The organism is Novosphingobium aeonii (assembly GCF_052279045.1).
GTDB lineage: Bacteria > Pseudomonadota > Alphaproteobacteria > Sphingomonadales > Sphingomonadaceae > Novosphingobium.
Window position 1 is genome coordinate 1141470 of sequence record NZ_CP176833.1, and the last position, 20917, is coordinate 1162386.

Annotated in this window: 21 protein-coding genes; 9 read left to right on the forward strand and 12 right to left on the reverse strand. The window is 67.0% G+C overall.

Going from position 1 to position 20917, the window contains the following annotated elements; all coding sequences use genetic code 11:
• Positions 1-101: 101 nt before the first annotated feature.
• The 6 genes from ACLIMP_RS20485 to ACLIMP_RS20510 form a co-directional block, all read right to left on the reverse strand.
• Complete coding sequence (locus ACLIMP_RS20485) at positions 102-392, reverse strand: DUF1330 domain-containing protein (RefSeq protein ID WP_054439005.1); 291 nt, start codon at positions 390-392, stop codon at positions 102-104.
• Between the two features lie 50 nt (positions 393-442).
• Entirely contained in the window at positions 443-1651 is a 1209-nt protein-coding gene (locus ACLIMP_RS20490) for an FAD-dependent oxidoreductase (RefSeq protein ID WP_324699664.1), read from the reverse strand.
• Positions 1652-1803: 152 nt separating this feature from the next.
• Positions 1804-2799, reverse strand: a complete 996-nt coding sequence (locus ACLIMP_RS20495) for an alpha/beta fold hydrolase (RefSeq protein ID WP_324699665.1) — start codon at positions 2797-2799, stop codon at positions 1804-1806.
• Positions 2796-4025: an LLM class flavin-dependent oxidoreductase gene (locus ACLIMP_RS20500; protein WP_324699666.1), complete on the reverse strand. Its 1230-nt coding sequence runs from the start codon at positions 4023-4025 to the stop codon at positions 2796-2798. The genes ACLIMP_RS20495 and ACLIMP_RS20500 overlap by 4 nt, the downstream gene beginning before the upstream one ends.
• Positions 4022-4870, reverse strand: coding sequence for an LLM class flavin-dependent oxidoreductase (locus ACLIMP_RS20505; RefSeq protein ID WP_443478181.1), 849 nt, complete (start codon positions 4868-4870; stop codon positions 4022-4024). The genes ACLIMP_RS20500 and ACLIMP_RS20505 overlap by 4 nt, the downstream gene beginning before the upstream one ends.
• Positions 4867-6168, reverse strand: a complete 1302-nt coding sequence (locus ACLIMP_RS20510; protein ID WP_443478182.1) for a M24 family metallopeptidase — start codon at positions 6166-6168, stop codon at positions 4867-4869. The genes ACLIMP_RS20505 and ACLIMP_RS20510 overlap by 4 nt, the downstream gene beginning before the upstream one ends.
• A 120-nt stretch (positions 6169-6288) precedes the next feature.
• On the opposite strand from ACLIMP_RS20510, the gene ACLIMP_RS20515 reads away from it, so the two are divergent.
• The 8 genes from ACLIMP_RS20515 to ACLIMP_RS20550 all read left to right on the forward strand — a co-directional run bounded on the left by ACLIMP_RS20515 (position 6289) and on the right by ACLIMP_RS20550 (position 14269).
• Positions 6289-7161: an alpha/beta fold hydrolase gene (locus tag ACLIMP_RS20515; RefSeq protein ID WP_443478183.1), complete on the forward strand. Its 873-nt coding sequence runs from the start codon at positions 6289-6291 to the stop codon at positions 7159-7161.
• Positions 7158-8558 (forward strand): MFS transporter, encoded by a 1401-nt coding sequence (locus ACLIMP_RS20520; RefSeq protein ID WP_443478184.1) that lies wholly within the window; start codon positions 7158-7160, stop codon positions 8556-8558. The genes ACLIMP_RS20515 and ACLIMP_RS20520 overlap by 4 nt, the downstream gene beginning before the upstream one ends.
• A 71-nt stretch (positions 8559-8629) precedes the next feature.
• Complete coding sequence (locus ACLIMP_RS20525; protein ID WP_185999772.1) at positions 8630-9463, forward strand: alpha/beta fold hydrolase; 834 nt, start codon at positions 8630-8632, stop codon at positions 9461-9463.
• Positions 9441-10448, forward strand: coding sequence for a phosphotransferase enzyme family protein (locus tag ACLIMP_RS20530; RefSeq protein ID WP_292636074.1), 1008 nt, complete (start codon positions 9441-9443; stop codon positions 10446-10448). Before ACLIMP_RS20525 ends, ACLIMP_RS20530 begins: the two co-directional genes overlap by 23 nt.
• A gap of 2 nt (positions 10449-10450) precedes the next feature.
• Positions 10451-11866 carry an MFS transporter gene (locus ACLIMP_RS20535; protein ID WP_324699671.1) on the forward strand — a complete coding sequence of 472 codons (1416 nt, stop codon included), beginning with the start codon at positions 10451-10453 and terminating at the stop codon, positions 11864-11866.
• 68 nt (positions 11867-11934) lie between these two features.
• Complete coding sequence (locus ACLIMP_RS20540; RefSeq protein ID WP_185999774.1) at positions 11935-12915, forward strand: alpha/beta fold hydrolase; 981 nt, start codon at positions 11935-11937, stop codon at positions 12913-12915.
• 2 nt (positions 12916-12917) lie between these two features.
• The gene (locus ACLIMP_RS20545) at positions 12918-13313 is read left to right on the forward strand and encodes a Cap15 family cyclic dinucleotide receptor domain-containing protein (RefSeq protein WP_132469558.1); all 396 of its coding nucleotides are present in this window, start codon (positions 12918-12920) and stop codon (positions 13311-13313) included.
• On the forward strand, positions 13310-14269 hold the full coding sequence (locus tag ACLIMP_RS20550) for an alpha/beta fold hydrolase (RefSeq protein WP_324699672.1): 960 nt from the start codon (positions 13310-13312) through the stop codon (positions 14267-14269). The genes ACLIMP_RS20545 and ACLIMP_RS20550 overlap by 4 nt, the downstream gene beginning before the upstream one ends.
• Before the next feature lie 64 nt (positions 14270-14333).
• On the opposite strand, the gene ACLIMP_RS20555 is transcribed toward ACLIMP_RS20550, so the two are convergent.
• The 4 genes from ACLIMP_RS20555 to ACLIMP_RS20570 form a co-directional block, all read right to left on the reverse strand.
• Positions 14334-15428 carry an LLM class flavin-dependent oxidoreductase gene (locus ACLIMP_RS20555; RefSeq protein WP_324699673.1) on the reverse strand — a complete coding sequence of 365 codons (1095 nt, stop codon included), beginning with the start codon at positions 15426-15428 and terminating at the stop codon, positions 14334-14336.
• Positions 15429-15554: 126 nt separating this feature from the next.
• Entirely contained in the window at positions 15555-16739 is a 1185-nt protein-coding gene (locus ACLIMP_RS20560) for a class I SAM-dependent methyltransferase (RefSeq protein ID WP_292636070.1), read from the reverse strand.
• A gap of 22 nt (positions 16740-16761) precedes the next feature.
• Positions 16762-17118, reverse strand: coding sequence for a hypothetical protein (locus ACLIMP_RS20565; RefSeq protein WP_054439114.1), 357 nt, complete (start codon positions 17116-17118; stop codon positions 16762-16764).
• A gap of 4 nt (positions 17119-17122) precedes the next feature.
• Complete coding sequence (locus ACLIMP_RS20570; protein WP_443478185.1) at positions 17123-17713, reverse strand: ureidoglycolate lyase; 591 nt, start codon at positions 17711-17713, stop codon at positions 17123-17125.
• A 182-nt stretch (positions 17714-17895) separates the two neighbouring features.
• Here ACLIMP_RS20570 and ACLIMP_RS20575 point away from each other — a divergent pair, with 182 nt between their 5' ends.
• A complete protein-coding gene (locus tag ACLIMP_RS20575; protein ID WP_185999780.1) occupies positions 17896-19455 on the forward strand; it encodes an FAD-binding oxidoreductase in 1560 nt (519 codons plus the stop codon).
• Between the two features lie 73 nt (positions 19456-19528).
• Here ACLIMP_RS20575 and ACLIMP_RS20580 read toward each other — a convergent pair whose 3' ends face one another.
• Together ACLIMP_RS20580 and ACLIMP_RS20585 are read right to left on the reverse strand one after the other, a co-directional pair.
• Positions 19529-20455: an alpha/beta hydrolase family protein gene (locus tag ACLIMP_RS20580; protein WP_443478186.1), complete on the reverse strand. Its 927-nt coding sequence runs from the start codon at positions 20453-20455 to the stop codon at positions 19529-19531.
• A gap of 2 nt (positions 20456-20457) precedes the next feature.
• Positions 20458-20859 carry a c-type cytochrome gene (locus ACLIMP_RS20585; RefSeq protein WP_443478187.1) on the reverse strand — a complete coding sequence of 134 codons (402 nt, stop codon included), beginning with the start codon at positions 20857-20859 and terminating at the stop codon, positions 20458-20460.
• Between the last annotated feature and the right edge of the window lie 58 nt (positions 20860-20917).

The following is a 20917-nucleotide window of genomic DNA, read 5'->3' on the forward strand; positions in this document are numbered from 1 at the left end:
CGTGCATCCCAGTCGATGCCGTCCCTTGCGAAGGTGCCTGCGGGCAGCCGCCCGCCGCGCCGTTTCTGCGCATTCTCCGCAGAGCGGAGAACCGCGAGGGATCACCCTTCGACGAGCGTCACGCTGACCTCGGCAATGCCGTCGCGCAGCTTCTTCACCTCGGCGTATTCGGCCGATTCCCAGAAGGCCATCGCGGTTCCGGCATCGGGCCACTCCATGACGACCGCACCGCCGCCCTCATGGCCTGCGCCTTCGAGCACCCGGCCCTTCCGGCCGCGCAGCACGTAGCGCGCGCCCCATTCCTCCGCGAGCCGGGCCACTGCCGGGGAATAGCCCGACATGAAGGCCTCCCGGTCGTGGACTTTCGTGGTGATGACGAACCAGGCAGGCATGTTCTGTCTCAGAAATGGGAACCGGACCGGTCGGTCCGGTTCCACGCGGGTCAGCGGATCAGCGCCGCATCCTCCAGGCTCTGGAACATCGCCTGGCGCATGAGGTAGGCACGGCGGCGTTCGTCGTCCTGCTTGATCGCCAGGAACTCGCGCCGACGCGCATCGTGCGCCGATCCGCAGCCGCCGCTGATGAAGGCCATGTTCTGCTTGGTCTGGGCCTGGGTGAAGCTATGCGTCACTTCGCGGCGCTGGCGGTCGTAAAGCGCGAGGCTGGGCTCCATCGCCGCCTGTCCCTTGAGCACGGGCAGCAGCTTCTCGAACAGGTTGAAGGCATCGTGGATGCCCGAATTCATGCCGAAGCCGCCGAGCGGATTGTTGAGATGGGCAGCATCGCCCACCAGCACGACGCGGCCCTCGCGGAACGACTGGGCCACGCGCTGGTGGACCCGATAGAGCGTGCGGTGATGCGTGACGACCGAGGCACCGTCCCCCATGAGACGATCGAAGATCGCCGTCTTGTTGGCTTCGGACGTCAGTTCCGCCTCGTCCACCGCGCCGTTCACCGGCACCAGCACGCGCCAGACGGACGGCACCTTCAGCAGCACCAGCCATTCCTGCGGATCGGAAACGTAGTTCACCAGCGAAAGGTTGGGCAGGAACTGGCCGAGATCGGTTTCGGTCGAAAGGGTCAGGAACCGCTCGGGATAAGTGAACCCGTCGAATTCGGTGCCGAGCCACTTGCGCACGATGGAATTCGCACCGTCCGCGCCGATCAGGAAGTCGGCGCGGACGCGCTCGATCCCCATCGTCGTCTCCACGGCAAGGTCCACGCCGTTCTCGTCCTGCACGAACGAAAGCAGGCGATTGCCGAAGCGGACATCGGCATTGGCGTGATTGTCCAGCCCCGATGCAAGCGCACGGGAAAGGTGATACTGTTCGCACTGGATGCGGAAGGGATAGCGGGTGACGTCGTGCAGCTCGCTGAGATCGAACTCGATCACTTCGCCCGAAGCGCGGTCGCGCCACTGATAGACGGGGGCCTTGAGGCCGGTTTCCAGCAGCATCGGCGTGATGCCGATATCGTCCAGCATTTCGAGCGTCGGCGGGTGGAAGGTCGAGGCGCGCAGATCCTGCGCACAGTCCTGTCCGGCTTCGAGCAGGATCACCGAGATACCCTGCTGCGCCAACAACGTCGCCATGACCGTGCCGACAGGGCCGGCACCGGCAATCGCTACCTGGCAACGATCTTTCACTGACATTTGCGATGAAACTCCATTCAACGGGACCGACAGGCGTAAAAGCTGCCGTCCGGGCTTGCGGCGCCGACCGTGACTCTATCCGAGGCGCGGTGAGCGGGATCGGGGCTGCGATGTTTGGGGTGATGTTTGGGGCGGTGTTCGGGCGGCCCCGTTCAGGCTTTCGCGGCCGGAACGGCAGCCGGTGTGACCTTGTCCAGCCAGCGTTTGAGGTCGCGGGTGAACTTCTCCGGGTTCTCCCACATCGGGAAGTGGCCGAGGTCGGGATATTCGATCAGTTCGACCGGCGCATGCGTGAAGCGGGCGACCGAGGCCTTGGCCCCTTGCGAGATCACGTCGTCATAGCTGCACCATTGCAGCAGCACCGGCACGCGCACCGTTTCCGCCACTGCTCCGACGTCCGAGGTCTTGAACGCCTTGACGTTGGCCTGAATGTACTGCGCCTGGCGGCCCAGCGCGCCGGGCAGGTTGTTCATGTCGTAAATCTGGTCGACCATGCGATCGGTCGGCACGAAGCCGGGGGGCGTGGTATCCTCCAGCATCAGCTTCCAGAACCAGTGCGAGCGCCAGTCCGGCAGCACCGCCTTGTGGAACGAGAGCATCCACGCCAGCCGCGGATCGACCTTGCGGGTCTGGCTCGGCCGTTCGAGCGGCAGCATCGAAAACGCCATGGCCGTGGCGTGGCCCGGATAGGCGCGGTTGTATTCGAGCGCGACGTTCGATCCATTGGACGTGGCGACGACCGCGAACCTGTCATGGCCAAGCTGTTTCATCAGCCCGTCCATGAGCTGCGCGGAACGCGGCGTGGAATAGACGCCCGAAGGATCGGGGCCGGTCAGCCCATAGGGCGACCAGTCGAAGCGGACCACGCGGTAGCGGTCCTTGAGACGCTCGGCAACGCCGTCCCATTCATGGAGATTGACGATCGAGCCGTGAAGCAGGACCACGACCGGCGCGCGCGCCGGGCCTTCCTCGCGCACGTGCATCCGCACACCGTCCACGGTGACGAAGCGCGAGGGGCCGTCGGCCCAGCGCTTTTCGAGTTCCGCCCGGTCGCTCGCGCCCGCTCCTGCCCGCAGGGCCAGCACGCTTCCACCGCCGACCAGCACCAACGCGCCAAGCGCGCCCAGAAGGATATGGCGCTTCTTCATGCCGCCACCGCCTCACGCGCGGGCAGGCCCAGCGTCTCGCGCAGGGTGCTGCCGGGATATTCGGTGCGCAGGCGTCCGCGCTGCTGGAGCAGCGGCACCACCTGTTCGACGAAGTCCTCAAGCCCGCCCGGCATGTAGCTGGGCTGGAGGGTGAAACCATCGCAGGCACCGGCATCGCGCCAGGCGATCATCATGTCCGCCATCTGCTCGGGCGTGCCGAGGAACACGTTATGGCCGCGCGGATGGCGCATGAAATTGGCCGCGAAATCGCCAAGCGGGGTGCCCTTCTCCTGCGCGGGGGTGATGGCGCGGGCGATGTCGGCCTTGGGCAGGATCGTCCGGTCGAGGATCGTGTCCACCGGGATCGCACCGGCAGGGTCGAAGGCGGTCAGGTCGCAGCCCAGCGATTCCGAGAGATACTCGATGGCCAGCGCATCGTCGGCAAGATCGAGAATGGCGAGATGGTTGGCGCGCGCCTCCTCCTCGGTGCCGCCGAGCACGCAGGACAGGCCCGGCATGATCCGCACACCGTCGGGATCGCGGCCCACGGCGGCGATGCGGGTGCGCAAGTCGCTGCGGAAATCCACGCCTGCCTCGATATTGGCGGCCGGACAGAAGATCGCCTCGGCCGTGCGCGCCGCGAAATCGCGCCCGTCGGGTGACTGGCCCGCCTGGACGAGGACCGGGCGGCCCTGCGGCAGCAGCGGCCCTTCGCGGTCCATCGCCGCCCAGAGTTCGCAGGCCTTGGCGACGACTTCCTTGGCGTGGCGATAGCGTTCGTCCTTCGGCGGCAGGTCGTCCTCGCCGAAGTTGGGGGCGGTGTCGGGGTGCGCGGTGGTCACGATGTTCCAGCCCGCGCGGCCGCCGGAAATACGCTCCATCGTGCCGAAGCGCTCGGCGAGCATTTCCGGGGTGTTGTATGTCGTCGAAACCGTTGCGACGAGGCCGACGTGCTTCGTTACCGCCGCCATCGCGGTGAGCAGGCTGACGGGATCGAGCGTCGGCATCGCCATGCGCTCCGGCGTGCGACCACCCGCCCCGCGCGACTGAAGCTGGTCGCCGAAGACGATCGCGTCGAACATGCCCTGTTCGGCGAGTTTCGCAACGCGGGCGTAATAGTCCATCGAGAACACACCCGCCGGGTTCGCGCGCTCATGCATCCATCCACTCGGGAAGAAGCCGATGCCCTGAAGGAAGGCCCAGAGGTGAATTTGCTTGTCCATCATGCGTTCTCCGGGATCACGGCGCCGCCGGGCTGGTTGGATGCGGTGGAAGGGATCGGCAGGCCAAGCCGCGCGCGCAGGTCGCCGCTCTCGGAGGGCCGCGCCGAAACGGGAGCGCCGAAGCGCGCGCCGATCACGGGAAGCTGTGACAGGGCGTCGGTCAGGGTGAAGTGCAGGCCATCGATTTCACCGGCCTCGAAACGGGCCATCGGTTCGGCAGGATCGGCATCGAGCGCAACCTTGAGCAGCCGCTTGCTTGCCGGCGGCACTGGCTGTCCATCGGCAAACAGCGCGATATCGGCATCTGCCACGGCGAGAGGGTCATCCCCGTCTACCACCAGCAGCGGATGGCCGAGCGGCGGGCGCATGGCGTTGACGGGACCGGCCACCTTGAAGAACGCGCCTTCGTAGTTCGAGGCGCTGACTTTCGACGCATCGAGATAGCGTCCGCTTGCCTTGTCGAGGATCAGCGTGTCGCTGCCCCAGCCATCCCACAGCGCGCGGGCGGCGCCCACCATGTCCTCGCCCATGCCTTGCGGCGCGCCTTCGGATACCACTGACCAGCCGGTGCGGCCCGCGCTCAGGAAATCGATGGCCGAAAGCGCCCGGGCAACGTGGAAGGGGTGCGCGTTCGACGCGGGAACCGTAGCGACGAGGCCGAGCCGCGAGGTCAGCGGCGCCGCCCATGCCAGCAGCACTTGCGCATCGAAGGGAAGCGCGCCGGAGCGGCCCATGACCAGCAGGTCAAGACCGGCCGCTTCGGCCGCGCGCAGGATCGGCGCGGCGCTTTCGGGAACGGCGAAGGCGGCCTCGGCGATCGAGGCGGAGAGGATGAAAGGTCTGGTCATACGATGATCACCGGTTCGTGAAGGGGATGGATGGGTTCGCAGCCGGTCTCGGTAATGCGCACGAGGTCTTCGCAATGGGCCGAGCCGCCGATGCCGGTATCCAGCGTCGGGCAGTCGACCGAGAGGATCATGCCCGGCTCCAGCACGATGTCCGGCTTGCGCCAGAAACCGCCGTGAACCTCGCCCGGCTCATCGGTATGGGCCAGGCCGACGCTGTGCGGGCCGAAGCCGATGACAGCCTCGTATCCGGCCTTGCGAATGGCCGTTTCGCCCAGCATCGCGATCTCGGAATAACGCAGGCCCGGCCGCAGCTTCTCGCGCACCGCCTGCCAGCCGAAAGCGGCCGCCTGTGCCGCGCGGGCGGCGGCGCGGGTGGGCTCGCCGACGAAGACGGTGCGGGCGAAATCGCCGTGGTAACCAAGGTACTGGCTCACCCCGTCGAGCATCAGCGTCTGCCCATCCGCGACCTCGATCCGCGACAGGTCCGAGGAGACCCGGTCGACATTGAGGAACACCGCCGTATTGCCGCGCGCGGCGGTTTCCATGCGGAACAGCGCCTGCAATTCGGCATGGCTGGCGCCGGCGCGGATCGCGCGGCCCACGGCATTGAGGGCATCGACGTTGGACTTCGCCGCGCGCGCCATCAGGGCGTGCTCCAGCGGCGATTTCACGAGGCGGATCTCGCGCAGTATATTGTCGGCCTGCACCAGTTCGCCGGGATGCTCGCGCCGCAGGGCGACTTCGGCGATGACCCCGTGGTCGTAGCCGATCCGTCCCTGCCACAGGCCAAGACCGCGCATGGCCGCGGCGATGGCAGCCCCTGCATCCCCGCGCGCCGTCATGGCCCCGGCCTCACGCGCGGAAATCGCCTCGCGGTGAGCCTCGGCGGCGGTCGGAGGGCTGCTGGATCGGCGCGGCAGGACGGGCGTGTCCGGCACTTGCGCCGGGGTGTCGTCGCCCGCGTCTCCGAGCGTGTCGTAGAGCCAGACGGCCACGTCGTTGCGGCTGCGTCCGTCGGCCCAGCTATAGTGATGGAGGAAGCGGCTGGTGACGAGGCCCCACTGTCCGGGCCGCTCCCGCGCGATCAGTGCGAAAGTCCCCGGAGGCTGCCCGGGCCGGGTCCGCCCGATCTGCGGCCAGTGCCCCAGCGCGTGGAACACGTTCACGGGATCGCCCAGCACCAGGCCCGCCAGATCGTGCCGTTCCATCACGGCGATCGCACGGGCCAGATTGATCGGCCCCTCGCGCTCTAGCGCCGTCAGAAGCGCGCCGTCGTCAGGAAGGAAGGATGTGTCCATGACGGCGATTATGAACCCCGCCGCCGAGCAATCCGGGGTGGGGGGATAAAACTATTCGCCTGCCGATCAAGTTTGCATGGAGGGGCGGCGGGTGACCGGCCTGCGATAGCCTCGGCCCCCATGAACGAACCCGAGATTCCCGATACCCTTCAGATCGAGCGCGCCTTCGTCCGGCTGGATGAGGGGCAGGTTCACTTGCGCCGCCTGCCCGCGGCCGATGCCGCGCACCGGCCCTTGCTGCTGCTTCACGCCTCGCCCGCGTCCTCATGGTTCATGCAGGACCTGATGACGGCCCTTCGCGCGGCGGGATACCTGGGCGAGATCGTCGCGCCCGATACGCTCGGCAACGGCGATTCCGCCGCCCCCGGACCTGCCGAGCCCGACATCGCCTATTTCGCGGATTCCGTGGACCGCCTGTGCAACGCACTGGGCTTCGGAGCGGTCGATGCCTACGGCACGCACACCGGCGCCCGCATCGCCTGCGAGCTTGCCGCCGGCCATCCCGCCCGCGTGCACGGCCTCGTGCTGGACGGCATCACCGAATACGAGGACGATCTGCGCGAAGCGGTGATCGCCAATTACGCCCCCGTGGTCGAGCCGGACGAATATGGCCGCCACCTGGTCTGGGCGTTCAACTTCTGCCGCGACCAGGCGCTGTTCTTCCCCCATTTCATGAAGGATGCGGAACATCGGCTTTCCGTGCCGATGCCGCCGCCGCAGGTGCTGCACCGGATCACGCTGGACGTGCTCAAGGCGCTCGACACTTATCCCAAGCCCTACATCGCAGCGTTCCGCTACCGCGCGTTCGAGCGCATGGCCCGGATCGCAGCGCCTACGCTGCTGCTCAAGCCCGAGACCGAACTGGCCCTGCTCAATGCCTCGGTGAAGACCGCGCTTGGCCTGCTGGCCGACGGGCATGAGGCGGCAACCGGCGGATCACCCGCAGCCAAGGCCGCCGCCATGGCCAAATTCCTCAAGAGGCAGCTACCATGAAGATGTCGGTTTCGAAGGATAGCCGGGCCGATGTCCGGTTGAGCGTCAGGACCTGCCTCGGCTTCGGGATCGGCACGGTGGGCGTGTCGATCATGCTCAACACCGTGACCACCTACTTCCCCGCGCTGATGTCCACCGTGCTGGGCCAGTCGCCCGAGATCGCCGGCTACCTGCTGATGATCTCCAAGCTGGCCGACGCGGTGATCGACGTCGCCATCGGCAGCCTGTCCGACCGCGCCCGCACCCGCTGGGGCCGGCGCAAGCCGTTCCTCCTGGGAGGAGCGCTGCTTTCGGCGGTCTCGTTCGTGATGCTGTTCGCACCGCCGGTCCTGTCCGAAGGGGCACTGCTGCTCTGGATGATCGCGGGGCTGGTGATCTATTCCACCGCCTATTCGCTGTTCAACGTGCCCTACATGGCCCTGCCCGCCGAACTGACCGACGGCTTCCACGAACGCACGCGCCTGATCTCGTTCCGCACCGTGTTTGTCTCGATCGGCCAGCTTCTGGCGATGGCGGGCACCGCGTGGCTGATCCAGAGCGGCGGCGCGGGCCGTTCCGGCTTCGCCACCATGGGCATGGTCATGGCGCTCATCATCGGCGGATCGATGACGGCGACGGCGCTCGCCGTACCGGTGAAGCACGGTACCGCGCCGGGTTCCGGCAAGCACCTGCCCGGTCCGGCGCAGCTTCGCGCGATCGCCCGCAACCGGCCCTTCATGATGCTGCTGGGCGCCAAGGTGTTCCAGTTCCTCTCCTTCGCCTCGGTCGCCTCGACGATGCTGCTGTTCATGCTCAACGTCGTGGGCGTGGGCTACAACGGCCAGATCGCCTTTGCCGTGACCCAGAACGTCGTCACCGCGCTGGTCATGCCGCTGTGGGTCTGGACCGGAAAGCGCTTCGGCAAGCGCCGCACGTATCTGGCGGGCGTCGTGCTGTTCTGCATGACCACGCTGAGCTGGCTCCTGGCCGACCATTCGATCACCACGACCGGTATCGTCCTGCGCGGTATCGGCGGCGGCCTCGGCTCGGGCGCGATCATCCTGATGTCGATCTCGATGCTGGGCGACACCCAGGCCTATGACCGCCTGCTGACCGGCGAGGCGCGCGAGGGCCTGCTCTCCAGCGCCATAGCCGTGATCGAGAAAGTCAGCTTCGCGCTCGGCGTGGCGGTGCTGGGCGTGTTCCTTCACGCGCTGGGCTACGTGCCGACCACCGGCGGCGCCATCGTCGCCCAGCCCGCCAGCGCGATGCTGGCGCTGAAGCTCGGATTCTCGGTGATCCCGGCGGTCATGTTCGCAATCAACGGCCTGTTCCTCTGGGCATACGACCTTGACGAGGACAAGCTCGCCGCCGCGCGCCTGGAGACTTCCGAAGGCCTTGGGAACGCAGTGGCATGACCCGATCCCCGAACAGCGGAGATTCCTCTTTGGCCGCGCAAGGTGCGCAAAGCAGCGAGCATTCTGCCTTCATGACCGACACACCCTCGATCCGCCGTGCCTATACCACCTGCCGCCACGGCCAGATGCATTATCGCACCGCCGGGGCCGCACAGGCCGGACGCACGCCCATCGTGCTGCTGCACCAGAACCCCTCGTCTTCCTACGAGTACGAGGCCCTGATCCGCGAACTGGCGACCGACCGGCTCGTGATCTCCTTCGACACGCCGGGCTACGGCATGTCCGACGCGCCGCCCGCGCCGCCGGGGATGGCGGGCTATGCCGCCGCCTTCTCGGACGCGCTCGATGCGCTGGAGGCCGACGGCGTGCTCACCGGCAAGGTCGATCTCTACGGCTTCCACACCGGCACGCTGCTGTCCTGCGAACTGGCCATCGCCCGCCCGGACAAGGTCCGCGCATTGGGGCTGACCGGCATTCCGATGTTCGATCCGGCCACCCTTGCCGCCAAGCTCGAAGAAGCGCGCAATTTCCCGGAGCCGGACGAAAGCGGCGAAGTGATCCTCGGCCTGCTTGGCAGGCTCTGGGGCTATATCGTCACCAACCGCGATCCCGCACAGCCGCTCGACAAGGCGGTGTGGAACTTCGCCGACAAATCGCGCGTGCTGCACCGTTTCACCTGGGCCTACAGCGGCGTCTGGTCGTGGGATTTCTCGCGCCTCGGCCTCGTAACCCAGCCTGCCGTGCTCGTGCAGACGGCGGAAGACCTTCTCGAAGTGTCCCTCCAGGCCGCCGCGCGCATGCCGGACTGCCGGACGGTCCAGCTTCTCGATCTCGACAAAGACATTTTCGATCTTGCCCCGGAGCGTATTGCCCATGAACTGCGTGACTTCCTTGACCGCCTCTGACCTTCCGGTGGCCGAGGTTTCGCACTCGGTCCTCCATCCCGAGTTCATCGCCGCCGAAGTGGCGCGCCGCTATCCCGTCAAGGGCGAGCTGACTTGTTTCCTGCTCTACCGGGGCATGAACGATGTCTATCTCGTGCAGGACGAGGAAGCGAAATACGCCCTGCGCGTCTGGCGCAAGACCTACCGCGACGTTGACGACGTGGCCTACGAACTCGATTTCCTCGACTATCTGCGCGAACAGGGCTTCCCCGCCTCGGTCGGCGTGCCGCAGCATGACGGCAAGCTCTACTTCAAGGTGCTCTCCCCCGAGGGCGAACGCGCCATCGCGCTTTACGACTGGGCGCCGGGCGTGAAGTTCGGAGACCGCCTGTCCGAGGAAACCGCCTTCCGCATCGGCGCCGCCATGGCCCGGATGCACCTGCTCGGCAATGCCTGGGCGGGCGCCGACCACCGGTTCTCGACCGAGACGGCCAAGGACTACAACATCTGCATGCCGGCGCTGATCGACTTCGTCTACGACCGGCCGGACGACTTGCGCGACTATCCGGTGATCGCCGCCAACCTCGACAAGCGGCTCGACGAACTGGCCGCCTCGGGCAAAGTGCCGCTGGGCGTGTGCCACCGCGATTTCCACCCCAGCAACGTCCACGTCGCCGAAGACGGCGGCATCACCCTGCTGGACTTCGACGCCGCGGGCGAGGACTTCCTCATGCAGGACGTGCAGAACTTCGTCTGGGGCAACCTGTTCTACGGCTTCGACCCGAAGATCGGCGAGGCTTTCGAGGACGGCTACCAGTCGGTTCGGCCCTTCACCCGGGAAGAGACCGAGAATACCGAGCTGTTCCTGATGGCCAAGGCCCTGCGCCTGATCGCAGGCATGGCCCATAGCTCGACGGCGGTAGGGCGCGGCACCCTGCGCTTCCGCAATCTCGACTGGCTGGGGGACTATGTGAAGACCCGCGCCCGCGCCTGCGGCCTGCTCTGACCATGAACGGCCCGATCGCGCTCGACAGGGCGGAGGCTGCGGCGATGCCATCGTCCGGCTCCCGCCCGGTGGCGGAAGGCTCGTGGCCGGGCGGAAAATCCGCCTGGGTCATGGTTTTCATGCTGTTCCTGGCAGGGGTGCTCTCGGTCATCGACCGGGCGGCGCTCAACATCCTGGTCGATCCGGTGCGTGCCGATATCGGCATCGGGGACGAGCAGATCGGGCTGTTGCAGGGCCTCGCCTTCGGGCTGTTCTATGCCTTCATGGGCCTGCCGATGGGTCTGCTGGCCGATCGCATCTCCCGCCGCAACCTGATTGTCGCGGGGATCGCGCTGTGGAGCGTGGCGACGATCGGCAGCGGGCTGGCCCAGACGTTCGGCTCGCTGTTCACCGCCCGCCTGCTGGTGGGTCTGGGAGAAGCGGCGCTGGGGCCGGCCGCGATCTCGCTGATCGCCGACCTTTTCTCACCGGCGCAGCGCGGACGGCCGATCTCGTTCTACATGATGGGACAGGGACTTGCCAACGGCGTGGCCATCTCGCTTACCGGCCTCTTGGTGACGGCGGCGGGCGCGGGCGCTTTCCTCGGCCTGCCGCTGATCGGCCACCTCGTGCCCTGGCGGATCGTCTTCGTGGTGTTCGGCGCCGGCGGGCTGCTGGTGGCGCTGGCCCTGCTTGCCTTCACGCGCGAGCCCGTCCGACAAGTGCAGGCCGCCGCCGGAGCCGTGCCGCGCCTGCCCGGCGCAGCGGAAGCCGCCTATTTCTGGCGCAATCGCCGCGTGCTCCTGCCGCTCTATTTCGGTTTCGCGACCTGCTTCACGGTCGCCTACGGCGGTTCCGCCTGGGCGCCGACGATGCTGCTGCGCGGCTACGGCGCCGATGCCGCGTTCCTCGGCAAGTGGCTGGGGCCGCTCTCGATCCTGTTCTCCGCCATCGGCCCGCTGATCGGCGGAACGATGCTGGACCGCTCGATGCGCTCGGGCCGGACGATGGCGCGCTTCGCGATCCTCGCGGTCGCACCGCTTTTTGCGTTGCCTTCGGTGCTCGCCGTTCTGGCTGGGGAACTTCACCTGGCGACAGTGCTGGTGGCCTCTTCGAACGCCGTGTTCTCGGTGATCGGCACGGTCATGTTCGCCACTTTGCAGTCCCTCGTCCCGCCCCGAATGCGCGGCTGCGCGATTTCGCTCACGCTCGTGCTCAACACCATCATCGGCGCCAGCCTCGGCCCGCTGATGGTCGCCAGCGTGACCGAGCGCGTGCTGCACGACCCGGCGCAAGTGGGCTGGTCGATTGCCGTGGTCTGCACGCCGTTCCTGTTGCTGGGCGCCGCGCTCTATGCCGGAGCCGGGCGCGCGATGCGCCGCGCCGCCGCGCGCGGCGACAGCGAATGCGCGCAGCTTCTTTCAAGCGGCGCCAACTGATCGAGACACACAATCCATGGCCGGGCGCAATCGCCCGGCCATGACAGCCTACCCAGGGGGAAACAGCGATGACGGTCGGTCGAATTCTTAAGGCGGCGGGGGGCGCGGTCCTTGCCGTTGTCGTCCTGCTGGCGCTCGTGCTGCTGACGATGCGGCTGGGCTGGTGGAACCCGTCCTATGAAAGCGTAAAGGCGGCGCAGGCCACCGCGCCCTCGACGTTCGAACGCATCGGCACCGCCAATCTCCACATCCGCGACGAAGGTCCGCGCGATGGCCCGGTCGTGGTGATGCTCCACAGCTCGATGACGAACCTGCGCGAATGGGACGGCTGGACCGACGCGCTCAAGGACAAGTACCGGGTGATCCGGTTCGACTGGCCGCCCTACGGCCTCTCGACGGACAGCGCCCCCTCCACCGGGATGCCCGGCGTGGTGGCGCTGCTGGAAAAGCTGATGGAGAAGAAGGGCGTCACGCGCTTCGCCCTTGTCGGCACGTCCAGCGGAGCCACCGTCTCGACGCTCTACGCTGCGAAGTATCCGCAGAAGGTCACGGCGCTGGCGCTCTCGGCCCTGCCGCTGAAAGCGCCGCCGCCCAGCGATTTCAGCCGCCTGATGTGGGCGATGGTCTGGACCCACGAAACGCTGGTGCCCAATTACTACCCGCGCTTCTACTATCGCCGCGCGCTTTCCGAACTCTACGGCAAGCCCGAACGCCTCACGGATGCGACGGTGGACTGGTACTACCAGACCAACACCCTGCCCGGCGGCTTCGCCCGCGTGAAGGACTACTACGAAACCAACAAGAAGGCGGTCTGGGCCAAGGGCGCGGGCGACGACGCCGCGCGGGTCAAGGCGCCGATCCTGCTGCAATGGGGTGATGCCGATCCGGTGCTGCCGAAGTACCTCGCCGCCGATGCGGTGAAGGAGTTCTCGGGCACGAAAGTGGACGTGATCCACTATCCCGATCTCGGCCATTACCCGATGCTCGAACTGCCCGGGGAAACCGCAAGGGACCTGCGCGCCTGGCTCGACCGGACGGTGACGAAGTGAGCGTGCCAGATCGAACCGGGCCCGATCTGGCCGGCACATGGGCCCTCCACGGCGCCACGCTCGGCCCCGATGGCGATACGCTTTACGAATGGGACGGCAGGATGACGCTCGTTCCCGGCGGAGATGCCTTCTCCGTCGCCATCGAGACCACCGGCTTCAAGACCTCCCGCTCGGTGAGCTTCGCCGAGAAGCTCACGCCCCTGCCCTCGGGCGAGTGGCACCTGCGCTATGGCTACGAGGCTGACCCCGAGCATTTCGCCACCGAAAGCCATACCTTCTTCGGCCTTTCACAGCTCACCTTCGCGCCGGACCTTGCAAGCGCGCGGGGCACTTCTTGCAACTACAACGGCCGATACGTCGTCATGGAACTGCAGGCCACGCGGGAGGAGCGGACATGAGGCCGATCCGGCTTGCGCGTATCTGCGGGCTCTCGCTGGCCGCCCTGGCGCTGTCTCCCGCCGCCGCGCAGACCGAGCCGGCCCCGCTCGGCGATGCCGCCCTGCGCAGCCGCTATGCGCTGCCCGGCTCGCAATTCGCCGAGATCGACGGGGAAAGCGTCCATTACGTCGTGGAGGGCAAGGGCCCGGCGATCCTGCTGGTCCACGGCTCCTACGCCAGCCTGCGCCAGTGGGACGATTGGGCCGCCAGGCTCTCGCGCCATTACCGGGTGATCCGCTACGACCAGTCTCCCGCCGGACTCTCGGGGCCCAGCCCTGCCGGAGACTATACCATCGAGCACCGCATCCGCGTGATCGACGGATTGATGGACCAGCTGAAGGCAGACCGCTTCGTCATGGTCGCGACATCCAGCGGCGGGCTGCCCGCCGCCGCCTACGCTGCCGCCCGGCCAAAGCGGGTGCGGGCGCTGGTGCTGAACAACATCGCGGCGGGGCCGGTGAAGTTCGACCTCGACGGCCTGCCCCCCGCGCTCAAGGCCGCGCTGGCCGAGGACCGGACCCACCCCGGCTGGCACGCGCCGGAATACTGGCGGCAGATCCTGCTCGCCAATGTCGTCGATCCCGCGCGCATCACTCCCGCGCTGGTGGCCCAGTGGACCGACCTCAACAGCCGCCCCTTGCGCGATCCCGCCATCGGCAAGGCGGTGGCGGCGTCCACGTCCTTCGCGCGAACGCCGGACGACTTGCGCCGGATCACCGCACCCACGCTGCTGCTCTGGTCCGCCGACGACCACGAAACCACGCTGGAGCGGGACGGAAAACAGGCGCTCGCGCTGCTCGGCAGCACCGACAAATCGCTCGAAGTCATCGACCGCTGCGGCCACATGATGCCGTTCGACTGCCCGGATCGGGCTCTCGAACGCATGATGCCCTTCCTCCGCCGCACTGCCAGGTGACAGGAAAAGGCCGCGCCCCCGTGAAAGGGCGCGGCCTTCGATCCCTGGGGCAAACGGCGCCCGGTCAGGCCGGCATGGGTTCCGCCTCCGCCAGTTCGGCATCGCGCTCGGCCACTTTCGCGCGCAGCAGCGGAATAAGGTCGCGTCCGATGGCGATCACGTCTTCCACCGGATCGAAACCGCGCAGGATGAACGCCGAAACCCCGGCATCGTAATAGTCCATCAGCGCGTCGGCGAGCTGGGCCGGGGTACCGACAAGGGTGCCCGAATTGCTCTGCCCGCCGCGAAGCTGGTTGATGCCGTTCCAGAAGCACTTCTCCAGCCTGTCGCCGCGGGCGGCGAGTTCGGCGGTGCGCTTGAACCCGTCGGCCTTCACGGCGGCGGTGTTCGGCGCCAGCTTGCCCATGTTGGCGGCCACCGCCTCGCGGATCTCGTCGGCGCGGGCCCATGCCGCTTCCTCGCTATCGGCGATGACGATGCGGATCGACATCAGGAAGCGCGGGGAGCGACCATGCGGCGCGGCGGCCTCGCGCACCTTGGCGACCACTTCGGTCATCCCTGCCACCGTATCGGAGAGGGTGGCGAAAGTATCGCAATACTCGCCCGCCACTTCGAGCGCTGCCGGGCTCATCCCGCCGAAATAGACCGGAACCGTGCCCTGCGTGGGCTTGATCGCGGCAAAACCGCCGTTGAAACGGAACCACTTGTCCTCATGATCGACGGGCTTTTGGCTGGTCCATATCCGGCGCAGCACCGAGATATATTCCTTTGCGCGGTCGTAGCGCTCCACCTTGGTCCGGTAATCGCCGTCGGCCTGCGTTTCCTCGTCGCTGGCGGCGGTGATGATGTGGACGCCGACGCGGCCCGGCATCAACCGGTCAAGCGTGGCCAGCATCCGCGCGGCCATGGTCGGCGGGATGAAGCCCGGCCGGTGCGCCAGCATGACGCCGAGCCGCGTCGTGTTCGCGGCGACATATCCGGCGATGGTGAAGTTGTCCGGCATGATCGCGGCATTGGCGACCAGCACCTTGTCATAGCCCCATGCGTCATGGAGGCGCGCCATCCGCGCGATGCCTTCGGGATCGAACGTCTCGAAGGGAACGGGATGCGTTTCGCTCGAAATGTTGTGGTTGAGCAGACCGTTTATCTCGACCGGCATGAGGCTCGAAGCCCTCCTGGATAGTGCTGAAGGCCGAAGTCTATGCCCGGCTGTATCGGCGCAAAGCCGCCGCTTTTCGGTATCCGACAGGTGGAACGGGGCTGCCGTCCCACCTGCCGGGAAAGGTCACTTGGTAGCCGAGCAGGCGTACCAGCTGCCGATCATCGCCCGCCCCTCGGGGTGGCCTTCGGTGAAGAAGTCCGCCCGGTCGGGCTTGAGGAAGAACGTGCCCTTGCGGTAGCCGACCATGACTTCTTCAGGGTCGAAACCGGCATCCACCGCGACCTTCATCCAGTCGGTACGCGCCAGCGAGGTCATGAACGGTTCGTTGTTGTAGTGGCTTTCGAAATCGCAGCGCATCTGGTCCCAGAGCGAGAGATGCTCATGGCGCGGCGGCACGTCCACGTGGCACATGATCCCGCCCTTGCGCAGCAGGCGGTGGCTCTCCTTGAAGATGCCGCGCATGCCCTTGGCCGAAGTCTCGTGGAGCACGGCGGAAGAGCAGACCAGATCGAAGCTCTCGTCCTCGAAATCGGTATGCTCTGCGTCCTGCTGGCTGAAGTGGATCGCCGCGCCCATCGCCTCGGCGCGGGCATGGCCGTAGCGCAGCATCGGCGCGCCCACGTCGAGCGCGAAGACTTCCGCATCGGGGAAAGCCTGCGCGATCGCCACGGTCGAATGGCCGACCGAGCAGCCGAGATCGAGGATGCGCCGGGGCTTGAAGTCCGGGTAGAAGTCCTGGACATGGCTGGCAAGCGTGTGCCCGCGTCCGTCGTTCTTCCAGCCGCCGTTGAGATTGCGCAGATACGTGGAAGCGAAACGGTCGTAGAGCGCGCCGGCGCGGAAATCGCCCGCGGCGGTGTCGACCGTGTAGCTGCCCGGCATGCGGTGATGATCGAAGGACGAGATGTAGCGCGGAATGGCAAGGTCCGGATTCAGGCGGAGGCTGCCCTTGGGCTCCGCCACTTGCGCCTCGACCTTGGCCGAAAGCTCGTCAAACTGGCGGTCGATCGCACCGTCGAGCGAAAGCCAGATGCGGTCCTGGTAGAACAGCGAAAGCGTCAGCCAGTACTGGTGCAGCGGATGGGCTTCCAGCGCCCCGCGAACCTGGGTGCTGGAGGTCGGCTTGCTGCCGGTCTTCTTCTCGATCTCCGGGACGATAACCTCGTCAAGCAGGCGACGGTCGAGCGGGTCCATGTTCTGGCTGGTCCAGGCGCGCATGGCGAGGAAGTGGTCCTCCATCGCCTGCTCGTCATGGTTGGACTGCGGCATGACCGCATGACCGAAATGTTCCTGGCGGTACTGTTCCATGTCTTGGGGCTCCCGTTCCGGATTAATCGCGGGTCACGGCGTCGAGGACGCCTTCATAATCGTGCTGGTCGGCCAGTGCCTCGGGCATCAGCTTGTCGCGGGCGGTGCCCAGCACGCGCTCGTAAATCCCTTGCCGGTAGGCGCCGCGATAGGCGCGCGCCTCGGCGTCCGGGGCGAATGTGTCGATATCAGCGGGGCCGTGCAAGCCCGCGGCCTTGAGCAGGCGCTCGTTCGCGTCGAGCCGGTCCTTCAGCACGACGACCTCGCCCATCAGCGCCAGCACCAGTCCCGCGAGAGCGTCCACCGTCCCGCTTTCGAAAACCACCGGCTGGCTGCCCTTCGACCGCGCCTTGCGGTCAAGGTTCATGCGCTCTGCCATCACGTCACTCCATCAGTTCGAAACGGAACAGGTTGCCGGTGCGGGCAACGATGTCCTTCTTGTCGAGATCGGGGCCGTGCGCCTCTTCGGTCACGGCATCCTTGGCCTTCAGGTCATAGCCGGTCTGGCTGGAGAGGATCACGACGAGGTCGGTCCCGTCCTCCACCGCGAAGGGAAACTCGTGCCATGTGCCAAGGTGCATGGCGAAGCCCGCCGTCCCGTCGAAACGGAAGGCGCGCACTTGCGAAAGGTCGGGAAGCTCGCCCTCGCTCGGCGGCGCCATGACCGCCACGAAAGGCTTGCCGCCAAGCGGCAGGAATGCCTGGGTATGCTGGAAATGGCGCTCCATGTAGCGCACTTCGCCGGGGCGGCGATCCATCTGTGCCAGCGTGACTTCCACCGGATGTTCGCAGAGGAAGCGGGCGGGGTAGCTCATCTTCACCGCGCCCTTGTAGAAATCGACCGAAACCGGCTTAACCGGCGCATCGTGGCCGATCACCGCACCGAACGGCGCCAGCGCTTCTGGCGTGGCGGGTTCGACCGCAAGCTCAATCACGGTGCATTCAGGCGTTGAACTGCCGTTTTGCGTGGTCATGGATGCCCTCTGCCGCCTTTGTCCGCCCGATCATGCGCCCCGGAAAGGGGATTCGAGCAGGGATCGAACTGTTTGATCGCTGGCCGGATAGCCGCAGGGTGGATAGGCTGGCGCCGGGCGGTCGCGGGGGCTGGCGGGAATGGTCAAGCCTAGCGGCCGATATGGAAAATTCGGGTATTCTGATGAGCAGCGCGATTGTCGAGGAACAAGTGGTTTCTGCCCTGGTGAAGGCACTGGGAGCCGATGCCGTGATCCATGAGGGCGAGGCGCTCGCCTACTTCTCGAACGACGTCTATCGCGGCGGGGCCGCGCCCAAGGCGGTTGTCCGCCCGGCCGATGTGAAAGCGCTGCAGGAAGCCGTGCGCATCTGTGCGGCGGCCGGGGTCGCCATGGTCCCGCGCGGCGGCGGTGCATCCTATACCGACGCCTATCTCCTGCCCGAGGGCGGTCACGTCCTGATCGACACCGGCGCGCTCGACACGATCGAGATCGACGAACGCAACGCCGTCGTCACGGTCGGCGCGGGGGTCACGTGGATGGCGCTCAAGGCCGCGCTTGACGCCAAGGGCCTGCGCACGCCGTTCTGGGGACCGTTTTCCGGCATCGCCGCCACCGTGGGCGGCAGCATGAGCCAGAACACGCTGAGCCACGGCAGCACCGCGCACGGCATCTCGGCACAGTCGGTCCTGTCGATGGACGTGGTGCTGGCGAGCGGGGAAATGCTCTCGACCAGCGCCAGTTCGGCCATGCGCTTCTATGGGCCGGACCTCACCGGCCTGTTCACGGGCGACTGCGGGATTTTCGGCATCAAGGCACGCATTCGTCTGCCGCTGCTGCCGGTCCTGCCGCATTTCGAATGCCTGAGCTTCGCGTTCGAAAGCTTCGCGGACTATCACGCCGCCTCGCGCGAGGCGGCCATGGCCCGGCTGGACGATTCCCACTTCGGCCTCGACCTTGCCCTGTCGCAAGGGCAGATCGGCCGCCAGGAAGGCATGGGCGCGCGCCTGAAGATCGCCGCCGAGGTGATGCGCAAGGCGCCGGACAAGATGAAGGGCCTTGCCCAGCTCGTCCGCATGGCGCTGGCGGGCGAGAACCCGATGCGCGCGGGCGCCTACATGTGCCACTTCATCATCGAGGGGTTCGATGCCGACGAGGCGGCGCACAAGGCCAGGATCCTGCGCCGGATGCTGGCCCGGCATGGCCGCGAGATCGCCAATTCGATCCCGACTTTCGTCCACTCGGTACCCTTCGCGCCGCTGTTCAACGTGCTCGGCCCGGGCGGCGAGCGCTGGGTGCCGATCCACGGCGTGCTCGCCCACGACCAGGCCGTGCCGTTCGACGCCGCGTTCAAGGAACTGATCGCCGGGCGCAAGGCGGAAATGGACCGTCTCGGCGTCTGGACCGGCACGATGTTCTCCCCGGTCGGCGCCACCGGCTTCCTTTACGAAGTGGCGCTTTACTGGCCGGACGACCGCACCGCCTATCACCGCACGGTATTGGGCGCGGAATACCTGTCCCAGCAGCCGCAATTCCCCGCCAACGCGGAATCGCGCGCCTATGCGGACGATCTCAAGCAGGCGATCGTCGCGCTGATGCAGGAATACGGCGCCGGGCACTTCCAGCTCGGCCGGGCCTATCCCTACCGCCAGCGGCTGTCTCCCCAGGCGCTCTCCCTACTGGGCGCGGTAAAGCGGGAACTCGATCCGAAGGGACTGATGAACCCCGGCGCGCTCGGGCTCTGAAACCGCCGAAACCCACGAAAAACGCCCCGGAAACGAATTCCGGGGCGTTTTTTAAGGAGAATGGCGAAGAGCCTCAGCGCTTCATGAGGCGCGCCGGCAGGGCTTCCGTCACCAGCCTGTCTAGACGGCGGCGCGCCCTTGCGCTTTCCCCGCCGAAGCCTTCGAGGAACAGCGCGGCACGCTCGACCGCCAGCTTCAGGGCCGCCAGTTGCGGCGGTCCCGGCTGCGAAAAATCACAGATAGCGCCGCCGAAGTAGTGGTTGGCCCCTTCGAGCACGAGGCCATAGCGATCGCCCCCCACAGCAGCGGCAGTGAACGGCGCGAGGTGGCCCTTCCAGCCATCGGCGGCCATCCCCGGCATCAGGTCAAGCGTACCCGTCTGGACCAGCGCGGGCACCGACAGCGCGCCGTAGCCCGCCTCGGTCACGAGGACAGGGATCGGCGGCGGAGGCGAGAAGGCGATCACCGCCCTTGCAAGGCGCGGCACCAGCGGCGCTTGCAGCCCTTCCGGCAGGACCGGCTGCGCACCGCCCAGCATCGTCGCGACCAGGCCGCCATAGGAATGTCCCGCCGCCACGAACGGCGCATCGCCGATATGGGAAACGAGCGCGCGCATATCCTCGATACGCGCCTTCCAGCTTGCAAGTCCCTGGTACTGCGCGGTTTGCGGGTGCTCGCGCGAATCCACGTGAAGCGGTGCGAGCACCCGCCACCCTGCTGCGACCCAGGGCCCTATGATCGGATCGTAGTATGCAGGGGCCGATCCCGCCCCGTGCGAGAACAGGATCACCCCGCGCGGGCTGCCCTGCGGCCGCCATTCGGTGATGGAAACCGCGCGGCCTTCCGGCGTCTTCAGCTCGATGACCGCAGGCTGGGGCATCGGCTTTGGCGGGGAGGCCGCCAGCGCGCGTCCGGCCACGGCCAGTCCCGCCGCCGCGACGGAACCTGCCAGCAGCGACCGGCGCGATACCGCAAGGCCCGTCTCCACGATCCGCGTCACGTTCAGGGCGCCGGCTTCTTGAGGTAGGCGATCACGGCCTTGCGGTCTTCCGGCTTGGGAAGCCCGGCGAAGACCATCGAGGTGCCGGGAACCACGCTGGCCGGACGGGTCAGCCACTTGTCGAGCGTGGCATCGTTCCAGGTCACGCCGGACTTGGTCATGGCTGCCGAATAGCGGAAGCCCTTCACCGTGCCGGATTTCTTGCCGACCACGCCCGAGAGATTCGGTCCCACCTTGTTCGCACCCCCGGCATTCACCGTGTGGCAGGCCATGCAGCGCATGAAGATGCGCTTGCCCGCCGCGGCGTCAGCCGCCGGCGGCGCGGCCGAAACGCTTACCGGAATCGCCGCCATGGCAGCGAAGGCGGCCGCGGCCAGTGACGGAAGGATGATCTGTCTGGTCATGTCTAACTGCCTACCCTTTGGAATGCGTCATTGTCGCTCCGGCCGGGATGCCCGGACG

Bases quoted from the DNA above. Each gene is read 5' to 3' on its own strand.
- ACLIMP_RS20485 (WP_054439005.1), bottom strand. From the start codon at position 392: ATGCCTGCCTGGTTCGTCATCACCACGAAAGTCCACGACCGGGAGGCC.
- ACLIMP_RS20490 (WP_324699664.1), bottom strand. From the start codon at position 1,651: ATGTCAGTGAAAGATCGTTGCCAGGTAGCGATTGCCGGTGCCGGCCCT.
- ACLIMP_RS20495 (WP_324699665.1), bottom strand. From the start codon at position 2,799: ATGAAGAAGCGCCATATCCTTCTGGGCGCGCTTGGCGCGTTGGTGCTG.
- ACLIMP_RS20500 (WP_324699666.1), bottom strand. From the start codon at position 4,025: ATGATGGACAAGCAAATTCACCTCTGGGCCTTCCTTCAGGGCATCGGC.
- ACLIMP_RS20505 (WP_443478181.1), bottom strand. From the start codon at position 4,870: ATGACCAGACCTTTCATCCTCTCCGCCTCGATCGCCGAGGCCGCCTTC.
- ACLIMP_RS20510 (WP_443478182.1), bottom strand. From the start codon at position 6,168: ATGGACACATCCTTCCTTCCTGACGACGGCGCGCTTCTGACGGCGCTA.
- ACLIMP_RS20515 (WP_443478183.1), top strand. From the start codon at position 6,289: ATGAACGAACCCGAGATTCCCGATACCCTTCAGATCGAGCGCGCCTTC.
- ACLIMP_RS20520 (WP_443478184.1), top strand. From the start codon at position 7,158: ATGAAGATGTCGGTTTCGAAGGATAGCCGGGCCGATGTCCGGTTGAGC.
- ACLIMP_RS20525 (WP_185999772.1), top strand. From the start codon at position 8,630: ATGACCGACACACCCTCGATCCGCCGTGCCTATACCACCTGCCGCCAC.
- ACLIMP_RS20535 (WP_324699671.1), top strand. From the start codon at position 10,451: ATGAACGGCCCGATCGCGCTCGACAGGGCGGAGGCTGCGGCGATGCCA.
- ACLIMP_RS20540 (WP_185999774.1), top strand. From the start codon at position 11,935: ATGACGGTCGGTCGAATTCTTAAGGCGGCGGGGGGCGCGGTCCTTGCC.
- ACLIMP_RS20550 (WP_324699672.1), top strand. From the start codon at position 13,310: ATGAGGCCGATCCGGCTTGCGCGTATCTGCGGGCTCTCGCTGGCCGCC.
- ACLIMP_RS20555 (WP_324699673.1), bottom strand. From the start codon at position 15,428: ATGCCGGTCGAGATAAACGGTCTGCTCAACCACAACATTTCGAGCGAA.
- ACLIMP_RS20560 (WP_292636070.1), bottom strand. From the start codon at position 16,739: ATGGAACAGTACCGCCAGGAACATTTCGGTCATGCGGTCATGCCGCAG.
- ACLIMP_RS20565 (WP_054439114.1), bottom strand. From the start codon at position 17,118: ATGGCAGAGCGCATGAACCTTGACCGCAAGGCGCGGTCGAAGGGCAGC.
- ACLIMP_RS20570 (WP_443478185.1), bottom strand. From the start codon at position 17,713: ATGACCACGCAAAACGGCAGTTCAACGCCTGAATGCACCGTGATTGAG.
- ACLIMP_RS20575 (WP_185999780.1), top strand. From the start codon at position 17,896: ATGAGCAGCGCGATTGTCGAGGAACAAGTGGTTTCTGCCCTGGTGAAG.
- ACLIMP_RS20585 (WP_443478187.1), bottom strand. From the start codon at position 20,859: ATGACCAGACAGATCATCCTTCCGTCACTGGCCGCGGCCGCCTTCGCT.